The organism is Aerosakkonema funiforme FACHB-1375, assembly GCF_014696265.1.
Classification (GTDB): domain Bacteria; phylum Cyanobacteriota; class Cyanobacteriia; order Cyanobacteriales; family Aerosakkonemataceae; genus Aerosakkonema; species Aerosakkonema funiforme_A.
Map to the genome: position 1 here is coordinate 18332 of NZ_JACJPW010000103.1, position 11570 is coordinate 29901.

Sequence of the window (11570 nt, forward strand, 5' to 3'; positions counted from 1 at the left end):
CAAATCGGGTTAGTCTGAGCAATTTTAGATTTTAGATTGAGGATGAACGGTAAAAATGCGTTGCAGTACACCCAATCCCCAATCCCCAATCTTACCAGAAGCCAATTCTAAACCGCCGTTTTTAGCGCAAGCGATCGCACTCCTAATGAAATCATTGTCTTAGTTACACCTAACATCATTGATGAATAGTTTTTCGGAGTTCTATCCACGCTGCACTTGAGGGCGAACTACTTACCTGCGTTTTTATTATTAATTGGATTCGGTTTAGCATTAGTGGGATTCGGTTTAGCATTAGTGGGATTCGGTTTAGCCCCAGCAGCTGGCGCTTTCTTCTGAGCTGGCGGCGTTCCGCGTTTGGGCGGCGGCGGTGGCGGGTCAGGTAACCCCCCTGGCCCTCCTCTTTTAGTGGCAAAACTAACATTTACCCCTTCATTAGATTGCTCTATCACCAGCAAAGGAGTAGGTTTAGCCTTCTGATCCCATTGCATATGTACAATGCGACCTTGAATCGTCGGTTGCCAAGTATCGTGGTCATCGGTCGGACTCAAGAAAGTTTCGATGCAATCGATGATTTGATTGATCGTCTGAGAAGTTGCTTGAGTCGGTAACTTCATTAAACGGATTTGAATGCGGAAAAGAACTCCTTTTTTCGACTTGGGGTTGTCTGCTACTTGATACTCCACATCAAACATTTCATCTACTTGCCGTCCCGCATTAGCGGTACTACCAGTAGCCGCAGTTGGTGCAACTTGAGAGGGACGCAGCGCCTGGGAAATTTTATCTTTGACCTTCACCTTAATTTGATTGACAACTGCAAAGTGGAAGACTTCCTCTGCCATCCGCATCCGCAAATAATCCAGGTTAAACTCTCGCGAATGAACCAAGTCCGGATTAGTTTCCATTTTCCGAATCGTTTCCAGGGCCAGCTTTAATTTTTTATCGGTTTCTCGCGTTCTGAATTCTTCAAACCGCAGTTTCTTTTTCAATCTGCTCAGCTGCCAAAAAAAGTACCCGCCCGCACCGACAAGAGCGATCGCCAACCCCATAGAGATTGTCATCCACGGGAGGTCTGGGGGCGAATCTTTGGGTTTGGCAACGGGTGGTCTTTGAGCCAGCAATGGTTCTACGAGAATAATGGGATTTGACATATTAGGTAGCAGTTACATTTACACCTGTTTATAGAATGCCCCTAAGACGGGTAATAGCATCAGTAAAATCACTAAAAACAAAGAAATTTCAGAGTATTAGGATTTATACGGTTAATTGTAGCTCTGTGAATCTATGTTTGAAATTTTACGCTATTTACAGTAAAGTACGGAAATGGTTTTTACTTACGAGGAGCAAGCACGACCGTTAAAGGTGCCGAGCCAGCACGGATTTATACTTTGCTTACAGACTGCGATCGTCTCCATCTGTGTAGTTTTTGCGAATTTTTGTCCCACGATTGCTCTCTCCCAGTCAATACTACCTGGATTTACGGGAAACCAAATTTCTTGTCTGTTCCCTCTGCTATATGCAAGTCATTCTCTCGCAACACTAGCCTAGCTTATTCAGCGGCTGGCGATCCTGGGCGCAAGATCTGCGCGTCGATGTGCAGCCCGATGAGGTAAAAAAAATTTTAAAACCGTTACCTGATAACAGAATTGAAGCTTTAATGACTGAAATACTCAAAGATCGCTCACTGTAGCACTTAGGGCTTTTTTGAGTCAATGGGGTTGGTTGTCCTGACCCTGTACAAGGGTGTGATGATTTTTTGCAACAAATAATACAATTTGACAATTTTTAATATGGAAGATACCACAGAAGGTCGCAAAATTCAAGCAGAAGTGCGGCTTTTGGAAGCGATGACCCTAGCGATCGCCCAGTCCCAGGATTTTCATACCGCACTGGGAGAAGCCTTGCGTCAGGTCTGCGAAGCGACAGGATGGAAGTATGGAGAAGTTTGGATTCCTCGCTTGGATGGCACCGCACTCGAATGCAGCCCAGTTTGGTACGGCAGTACTAACAATCTGGAGAAATTCAGAAAATTGAGCGAAGCATTGACGTTTCCTCATAACATAGGTCTACCCGGTCGAGTTTGGTCATCCAAGCAGCCAGAGTGGATTAAAGACGTTTCTAATGAACCAGATTCTATTTTTCTGCGCTGTCAGATGGCATTAGAACCCGGACTGAAAGCCGGGTTAGGAATACCCATACTCGATAGCGATCGAGTGCTGGCAGTTCTGGTATTTTTTATGTTTGAATCTCGTGAAGAAGACAATCAACTGGTAGATTTGGTTTCGGGGGTTGCCACTCAATTGGGTTCCCTGATCGCCCAGAAGCGGATGCAGGAGGTTTTGAAGACACAAGCGCGAGTGCTGGAAAGCATGGTAGAAGGTGTCAATATGTGCGACGAGAATGGATTTATATTTTTTACCAATGCAGCATTCGATGCGATGTTCGGATACGAGCGCGGTGAGTCGATCGGCAAACACATCTCAGATTTCGATGCCAATTCATCAGGAGAAAACGCTTGGCTTATAGAGCGAATAAACCAGCAGTTACAAATCCAAGGATCTTGGTGCGGGGAATTCAAAAATTGTAAAAAAGACGGCACGCCATTCATTACATATGTGAGGATAAGTGCCTTGGAAATTTCCGGAAAAAAGTATTGGATTTGCGTTCGAGAGGACATCACCGATCGCAAAATCGCAGAAGAGGAATTGCAAACAAGTAAGCGAAGGCTGGCCAACTTGATCGATTCCCTTCCCGGTATTGCTTTTTCCTGTGCAAACGATCCTCAATGGTCGATGAAATACCTCAGCGAAGGTTGCCTTGATTTAACTGGGTATAAAAGTGAAGAACTCTTAGGTGATGGAATTTCTTATAATGCTCTCACGCATCCGGAAGATTTACCGAAAGTTTTGAATGCCATTAAGGAAGCAGTAAGCAAAAAGCAACCTTATGTAGTAGAGTATCGAATTAATACAAAATTTGGCTTAGAAAAATGGCTGTGGGAAAAAGGAAGGGCAGTATTTGATGAAAAAGGGGAAGTGCGGGGACTCGAAGGTTTCATCACCGACATCACCGATCGCAAACGTGCCGAGGAAGCATTACTGCAAGAGCGCAACTTTGTTTCTGCAATCCTTGACACTGCTAGCAGTTTAGTAGTAGTTCTTAACCAAGAAGGAAAAGTTATTCGTTTGAATCGAGCTTGTGAAAAAACAACAGGATACCTATTTGATGAACTCAGGCATAAGTATTTCTGGGATATATTTTTGATTCCGGAAGAAAACAAGCAAGTTAAAGCTATATTTGAGGATTTACAAGCGGGTAAGTCGTTAAACCAGCATGAAAATTACTGGTTAACGAAAGACGGCAGCCTCCGACTGATTGCCTGGTCTAACAGTGTCCTCCTCGATGCCGATGGTTCCGTGAAATACATCATTGCGACTGGAATTGATATAACCGATCGCAAACAGGCAGAAGAAGCTTTGCGGCAGGCAGAACGCCAGTATCGCAGCATTTTTGAAAATGCTGTCGAAGGTATTTTCCAAACCACGGTAAATGGACATTACCTGATCGCAAATCCCATGTTAGCTCGAATTTACGGCTACGATTCACCATCAGAGTTGCTATCAGCTCTCACCGATATCGAGCATCAACTTTACGTAGACTGCAATCGCCGTGCTGAATTTATGAGCTTGGTCAAAGAACGGGGTGCTGTGTGGGGTTTTGAGTCGCAAGTTTATCGCAAAGACGGTAGCGTAATTTGGATTTCCGAAAATGCTTACGCGCTTTATGATGGTGAGGGTCGATTGGTGGGTTATGAAGGCACTGTTGTAGATATTACTGAGCGGAAGCGAGCAGAAGCGACAATTCAATATCAAGCATATCACGACTTGCTGACCAACTTGCCCAACCGCAACCTATTTAACGATCGCCTCGATTTATCCCTGGCAAATTCCCATAGAAATCATAACAAGCTGGCGGTAATGTTTTTGGATTTGGATTGTTTCAAGACGATCAACGATACTCTAGGTCATGCTGTGGGCGATCGTTTATTGCAACTTGTAGCAGAACGATTAACAAGCTGCTTGCGAGAAGGGGATACAGTCGCTCGGTGGGGAGGCGATGAATTCACTATATTACTGCCTCAAATTCATAGTTTGCAAGAAGTTGGCAAAGTTGCTCAAAGACTTGTAGATGCCTTCAAGCTGCCTTTCAATTTACAAGATGCCGAACTTTATATCAGTAGCAGCATTGGGATTGCTCTCTATCCCCATGACGGTCAAGATTTGCAAACCCTCTTAAAAAATGCAGATATGGCTTTATATAAAGCCAAAGAGAATGGACGAAATAACTATCAGTTTCACATCGAAGATAATAATTTACAAAATTCTGTTAAACCGATGAAGAAACGGAAAGCGCGATCGCCAGCTTGAACGGATGCGAAACCGGGTTTCTTTGCTTCTCAATGTCGATATTTTGTGACGATCGCTTGCAGAAACCCGATTGCTGGGATGATTGCGATCGCGGATGAGAAACCGGGTTGATTTGCTTTTCAATGTCGATAAAAGATGACATAATTGACGCGAATGCACAAAATACTGTACAATAACACAGAATTATCAATGCTTTTAAAAGTTACCAACAAAGCGTTAATTTTTCTGAAGAGGGCAGCCTTTGCAAGGAAAACAAATTAAGCACGAACTAGACTCTCTAATCAGAGCAGCATCTTCAGTAGATCCCTGTTTAGCGAAAAAATTAGATGAAATAAACCGCTGGATAAAGGATGTCAAACCAGGTTCCGTAACTGCCAAAAAGTTTTTAACAGCATTTCTGCTACAGCTAATCGCAGATGCGAGAGTTTGGTTGAGCATCAAAGCATTGGCAGAAACAGCCGATCGAGAATTGGCATTTGAGCAGATGACCCCAACAGAAAAGTATTGGTACACCGATCTCTTCGCCAAATGGCTAAACGAAAACGACCCAAAGTTTTATATTTGGAGGCAAAAACTGATGGCGGAAGAGTTCAATCAACCTGATGCTAAGATAATTCAATCTCTGGCAGAGCATATTATACAGCGAGGCGGTACGGTTTGGCACTGCTATATTGCCGATCTTTCTATGGCAACGGATTTAATTGTCAGTTATCGGCAAAAAGTGCCTCTGTGTCTGCAAGTGACTAGCCTTGGGGAGGAATTCTCTCAAGAAAAATATGACAGTTGGAAAAATACTCTTGAGATGTGGGAAATAGACAGAGGGCTATTCCTGAGTTATAATCCCGGTTTACAGTATTTTGTTACTCAGCTAGTAAATTTGGCACTATATAATAGCGATAATCTCAAAGCAGGAAGCTATATAAAATTCCCTTAAAAAGGGTAATAAGACTGGAGCGATCGAGTAAAGCTATAATTAAGAGAGGATAGAAAAATCTACTATTTATGCCTACAGGAAGAATAACTGATAGTCAAAATAAATTAGAAAAATTCGCAGAAGCTTTAGACAAAGCCCGGAAGATGCAGCAGGAATGGATAACTTACGGGCTTGACTTTGTTGACCTTTACGTGCGGGATGCGGACGGAGATTGGTTGACAAACTGGGGGGAAGCGGAACGCTCTGAAGTGGCTGGGACTGGGAAAGATGAGTGAAAAAGTCAAAAGTCAAAAGTCAAAAGTCAAAAGTCAAATGCTTGCTGTGAATTGGTTCTGGCGTTTTAGGATGCCCTAACCTCCCTGGCGGTTGCTATATTGTGAGTAACGATGCGATTAATGCCACAAGTCAGGTTGCGATCGTGGTTCCTTGCAGCGCTGAATTTGCCCGCTCAAAGTTTTCTATTTTAAGCAGAATTAGTAGAAGTATCTGAATCTTTAGATAACGGCATCACCAAAATTTTATCGACGCGATTGCCATCCATATCCATCACTTCAAAACGGAAATTGCGCCATTCAAAATGATCGGCAGCAGTGGGAATACGACCTAAATTGGTAATCACAAAACCGCCCATTGTGTGATAGTTACCGCGACGATCTTCTGGCAATTCCTCGATATCGAAAAGTTCCAAGAAATCTTCCACCGGCAACATTCCATCCAACAACCAGGAACCATCTGCGCGTTGTACAGCTTGCGGTTCGTCCTGCTGATAAATAGAGGGGATATCGCCCACAATAGCGACTAAAATGTCGTTGACGGTAACTAATCCCTGGATGACACCGTATTCGTCTACTACTAGGACGATGTGGGTGCCGGATTGCTTGAACATTTCCAGGACTTTTAATCCCCGCGTGCTTTCTGGCACAAATAAAGGCCGTCGCAACAAGGCAGTTAAGTCGAGCGGCTGACCTGTCAGAGAACGGGATAGCAAATCGGTAACTTGTACCACGCCCAAAACATTATCCAGCTCGCGTTGGCAAACTAGAAGACGCGAATGTCTGCTATCGATCATCTTTTGTCTGTTCGTTTGGGCAGAGTCGTCCATATCAAGCCAAACAATATCCGGTCGCGGGGTCATAAAGGCGCTGACAGGTCGATCGCCCAAACGAAACACCCTTTCCACCATATCTTGTTCGGCTTCTTCAAACGTTCCCGCCTCCGTACCCTGTTCGATCAAAACCCTGATCTCTTCTTCCGTAACTTCCGGTTCTGTGGAAGGTTTGACGCCCAACAGTCGCACCGCCATATCGGTCGAGGAACTTAACACATGAACGATCGGGGATGTAATTTTAGCCAACATCCGCATAGGAATAGCAACCGCAGCGGCGATCGGTTCCGGATTGTTTAACGCTAACCGTTTGGGCAGCAGTTCGCCAATCACCAACGTCAGATAGGTGATAATTAAAATCGCTAGTATCGATGCGATCGCTTCCTTATATTCTGCTGTCTGCGGGATCGCACCGAAAATAGGCGCTACTCTCTTAGCGATTACCGATTCGCCGAACGCACCCGACAAGATAGCTAGGAGTGTGATACCAATCTGAACCGCAGACAAAAACTGATTCGGGGAATTAGCCAGTTGCAAAGCAACGCGGGCCTTAGCATCGCGATCGGCCATCTGCTGCAACCGCACCTTCCTGGCCGAAATAATGGCCAGTTCCGACATCACAAAAAGGCCGTTGGCGATAATCAGTAAGAAAACGATCGCGATTTCGATAGTTGGGGACATTCCGAAAAGGGGTTAGAAAGTCACTCAGTCAAAAGTCACTCAGTCAAAAGTCAAAAGAAAAAATTCGTTTTACTTCTTTTTGCGCTTGATATCCTTCATCCTTATTATCCTTGCTTTGTGTTTTATGGAAAGGCTCTCAAGGTGGATATACAACATATTAGTTGCTCAGGACTGCCAAGTATCGGCGGGACTGGGAAAATTTTGAGTTTTTAGAGGCTGGTTTGGCCGATCTGTTTCAATGGCCACAGAGATAGACCATAAACTCGCCCCTACTCGCTTTTACTGCTTTTTTCCAACGCCATAAACCCCAGTCCCTTTTTTTGACTTTTGACTGAGTGACTTTTGACTTTTCACCCAAAGCGATCGGTAACTCATCGAACCTGCCTTCTAAAATGGTGGAGGTACCCAACCATAGTAACTTTAAGAGCGAGTTGAGCAGTTCTAGAACACATGGCCTTTTCCTCCATCATTAGGGCATTAGGGCGATCGCCCCTCACAGCAGAAATCCTCACCAAGCTAAATCGCACACAATGCGTGCGGCTTTCCGGCATCCCCCGTCTCCCGAAGGGATTGGTCGCCTCCGCCCTAGCGCAAACAGAGGGGCGGAATTTGTTCGTAGTAACTGCAACTCTGGAAGAAGCCGGACGCTGGACAGCCCAGCTAGAGGCGATGGGTTGGCAGACCGTAAATTTTTATCCCACCTCGGAAGCAACGCCCTACGAACCGTTTGACCCGGAATCGGAAATGATTTGGGGACAGATGCAGGTGCTGGCCGATTTGGTCAATTTTAGATCTTCGATTTTAGATTTTGGATTGGGGTCTGCTGATGAGAATACAGAGACTCCTTCTTTTCAAGAAGAATCCAACAATCTAAAATCCAAAATCCAAAATCCAAAATCGAATTGGGCGATCGTCGCGACAGAAAGGGCCCTGCAACCCCACCTGCCGCCGAGGGAAGCTTTTCAACCCTACTGCCTCACCCTTCAAATAGGACAAAATTGGGATTTAAACGCATTCAGCGATAAACTAGCCCAGTTGGGATACGAACGAGTTCCCCTGGTAGAAACAGAAGGGCAGTGGAGTCGGCGCGGCGATATTATTGATGTATTCCCGGTTTCGGCTGAGCTGCCGGTACGGTTGGAATGGTTTGGCGACGAGTTGGAAAAGATGCGGGAGTTTGCACCCGACTCGCAGCGATCGATGGATAGCATCAAGCAGCTGATCCTCACGCCTACCGATTTCGGCCCGATCGTCATGGCATCGCTGACAAAAGAAAAAGGCGATCGCATTAAAAATTTTCTATCTCCAGAAGAACAAGAAAAATTCGACGCTGGTAATCCACCAGAAGGCGTGCGTCGATTTCTCGGTATAGCTTTTGACAAACCCGCCTCCCTACTCGACTACTTACCGCCAAATACCTTAGTGGCAATTGATGAACCAGATCAATGTCGCGCACACGGCAATGTCTGGATCGAACACGCAGAAGAACAATGGAATCAATTGCAAATTGGAAAAAAAGTTAAATCTGAAATCTCAAATCTGCAATCTGAAATAACCCTCCCCCGCATTCATCGTTCTTTTGATGATTCCTTGACCGCAACAGAAAGCTTTCACTGCACTCATTTATCCGAACTCGCAGAAGAAAATAACAGCAGCCTCAATCTTTCCAGTCGTCCAGTTCCCACAACGCCGCATCAGTTTGCCAAAATAGCAGAAATTCTGCGCGGCGAACTCGCTAGAAACTTCTCTGTTTGGATTGTTTCCGCGCAACCTTCTCGTTCTGTTTCCCTACTGCAAGAACACGACTGTCCTGGCCAATTTATTCCCAATCCCCGCGACTATTTAGCGATCGACAAGCTACTCGTGCAACACACTTCTGTAGCAGTGAAATATTCGGGATTGGCAGAACTGGAAGGCTTTATTTTACCCACCTTCCGGTTAGTTGTCGTAACCGATCGCGAATTTTACGGACAGCATACCCTCGCCACACCCAGTTATGTACGCAAGCGACGCCGCGCCGCATCCAAACAGGTCGATCCCAACAAACTGCAACCGGGGGATTATGTAGTTCACCGAAACCACGGCATCGGCAAGTTTATCAAGTTAGAAAAGCTGACAATAAATTACGAAACTCGCGAATATTTGGTAGTGCAATATGCGGATGGTTTGCTGCGAATAGCAGCAGATCAGTTAAACGCATTATCCCGATTTCGCACTTCCGGGGATAAGCCTCCAGAACTTAACAAAATGTCTGGCAAAGCCTGGGAAAATACCAAAAGTAAAGTTCGCAAATCTATTAAAAAGTTAGCAGTTGATTTGCTGAAATTGTATGCCCAACGCGCTCAACAGGAAGGTTTCGCCTATCCACCAGATAGTCCCTGGCAACAAGAATTAGAAGATTCTTTCCCATACCAACCTACTCCAGATCAGTTGAAAGCAACGCAAGATGTGAAGCGGGATATGGAATCGCCCCGACCGATGGATCGATTGGTGTGTGGGGATGTGGGTTTTGGCAAAACCGAAGTAGCAATTCGAGCCATATTTAAAGCGGTAACCGCAGGAAAACAGGTAGCTTTTCTTGCGCCGACAACGGTGTTGACCCAGCAGCACTATCATACATTGAAAGAACGTTTTGCTCCTTATCCGATTAATGTGGGATTGCTGAACAGATTCCGCACCGAAGAAGAAAAGCGAGATATTTTACGGCGACTGACAACTGGTGAATTGGATGTAGTTGTGGGAACGCAGCAATTGTTAGGAAAAGGGGTAGCTTTCCGAGATTTAGGTTTGCTGGCGATCGATGAAGAACAGCGATTTGGTGTCAATCAAAAAGAGAAAATTAAAACCCTAAAAACGCAAGTCGATGTGCTGACGCTGACAGCGACTCCGATTCCGCGCACTCTTTATATGTCGCTGTCGGGAATTAGGGAAATGAGTTTGATTACGACACCGCCACCTTCCCGACGTCCGATAAAAACTCATCTCTCACCCTACGATTTGGAGGCGATACGCACTGCGATTCGTCAAGAACTCGATCGCGGCGGACAGGTGTTTTATGTGGTGCCGAGAATTGAGGGGATTGAGGAAACGGCTGCTAAACTAAGGGAGATGGTGCCGGGGGCAAGATTGGCGATCGCGCACGGTCAGCTAGACGAATCCGATTTGGAAACAACAATGCTGTCTTTCAGCAATGGGGAAGCAGATATCCTCCTTTGCACTACCATCATTGAATCCGGTTTGGATATTCCGCGAGTCAATACGATTTTGATCGAAGATGCCCAGAAATTTGGCCTCGCCCAATTGTACCAGCTGCGCGGTCGCGTCGGTCGGGCGGGAATTCAAGCCCACGCATGGTTATTTTATCCGAAACAAAGTCAGCTAACCGATACGGCGAGACAGCGTTTGCGTGCAATTCAGGAGTTTACCCAGTTGGGGTCTGGGTATCAACTCGCGACGCGAGATATGGAAATTCGCGGTGTGGGTAATTTGTTGGGTGTGGAACAGTCGGGTCAAATGGATGCGATCGGTTTTGACCTGTATACTGAAATGTTGCAAGAAGCAATTCGGGAAATTCGCGGTCAAGAAATTCCCAAGGTTGACGATACCCAAATCGATCTCAGTCTTACCGCTTTTATCCCAGCCGATTATATTACCGATTTGGATCAGAAGATGAGCGCTTATCGCGCTGTGGCGGCGTCTACTTCTCAGGAAGAGTTAAATCAAATTGCGGCAGATTGGAGCGATCGCTATGGGCCCATCCCCAAACCCGCCCAACAAATGCTCAAAGTTATGCAACTCAAGCAAATCGCCAAGAAATTAGGTTTTTCGCGCATCAAGCCGGAAGGCAAACAACACGTTATCCTGGAAACACCGATGGAAGAACCCGCCTGGAACTTACTCGCCGCTAATTTGCCAGAACATCTGCAATCGCGTTTTGTTTATTCTCGCGGCAAAATAACTATTCGCGGTATGGGAGTTCAAAGTGCCGATCAGCAGTTGGATAATTTAATTAATTACCTGGGTAAAATGCAAGTAGTACTGCCAGAACCTGCTTTGCTGTGAAAATCTGAAAGTAAGTTTACGAAATCCTTTGTAGGGGCGAAGCATTTGGGCGATAATTTTTCGTTCTCACCAAAATATTTGTCACCAAATGCTTCGCCCCTCCCTAGAGCGCCAGTCCAGTAAAAGAGGTTGACAAAAACAACATATTGTATACTTGGCTTTAGACCCCGGCAGGGCGAAGCATTTGGACAGAAAATCTTGGGTTTTGTGTAATAAATTGTCGCCCAAATGCTAAGCGCATCCGCGCCGCTTCGCGAACGCCCCTACACAAATACATATTTCGTTCTTTCTGTCAATTTTTTCTACTGGACTGGCGCTCTATCCCCTATTTCCTAACCCCTAGCCCCTAGCAGATCGGAAGAGC

The 11570-nt window shown here is 45.5% G+C and carries 7 protein-coding genes; 4 read left to right on the forward strand and 3 right to left on the reverse strand.

Annotated elements, in window-relative coordinates; all coding sequences use genetic code 11:
• Nucleotides 1–227: 227 nt before the first annotated feature.
• On the reverse strand, nucleotides 228–1148 hold the full coding sequence (locus H6G03_RS29080) for a hypothetical protein (RefSeq protein ID WP_242060491.1): 921 nt from the start codon (nucleotides 1146–1148) through the stop codon (nucleotides 228–230).
• Nucleotides 1149–1787: 639 nt separating this feature from the next.
• Here H6G03_RS29080 and H6G03_RS29085 point away from each other — a divergent pair.
• Complete coding sequence (locus H6G03_RS29085; protein ID WP_190472571.1) at nucleotides 1788–4424, forward strand: PAS domain S-box protein; 2637 nt, start codon at nucleotides 1788–1790, stop codon at nucleotides 4422–4424.
• Here H6G03_RS29085 and H6G03_RS29090 read toward each other — a convergent pair.
• Entirely contained in the window at nucleotides 4384–4566 is a 183-nt protein-coding gene (locus tag H6G03_RS29090) for a hypothetical protein (RefSeq protein ID WP_190472574.1), read from the reverse strand. The two genes, H6G03_RS29085 and H6G03_RS29090, sit on opposite strands and share 41 nt — an antisense overlap.
• Nucleotides 4567–4665: 99 nt before the next feature.
• Between H6G03_RS29090 and H6G03_RS29095 the strand changes: the two genes are divergently transcribed.
• Both H6G03_RS29095 and H6G03_RS29100 read left to right on the forward strand, forming a co-directional pair.
• Entirely contained in the window at nucleotides 4666–5358 is a 693-nt protein-coding gene (locus H6G03_RS29095) for a hypothetical protein (protein ID WP_190472575.1), read from the forward strand.
• A 68-nt stretch (nucleotides 5359–5426) separates the two neighbouring features.
• Complete coding sequence (locus H6G03_RS29100; protein WP_190472577.1) at nucleotides 5427–5633, forward strand: hypothetical protein; 207 nt, start codon at nucleotides 5427–5429, stop codon at nucleotides 5631–5633.
• A 188-nt stretch (nucleotides 5634–5821) separates the two neighbouring features.
• Here H6G03_RS29100 and H6G03_RS29105 read toward each other — a convergent pair whose 3' ends face one another.
• Nucleotides 5822–7144 carry a hemolysin family protein gene (locus tag H6G03_RS29105; RefSeq protein WP_190472580.1) on the reverse strand — a complete coding sequence of 441 codons (1323 nt, stop codon included), beginning with the start codon at nucleotides 7142–7144 and terminating at the stop codon, nucleotides 5822–5824.
• Between the two features lie 450 nt (nucleotides 7145–7594).
• Between H6G03_RS29105 and mfd the strand changes: the two genes are divergently transcribed.
• Nucleotides 7595–11206, forward strand: a complete 3612-nt coding sequence (gene mfd, locus H6G03_RS29110) for a transcription-repair coupling factor (protein WP_190472583.1) — start codon at nucleotides 7595–7597, stop codon at nucleotides 11204–11206.
• The last annotated feature ends 364 nt before the right edge of the window (nucleotides 11207–11570 follow it).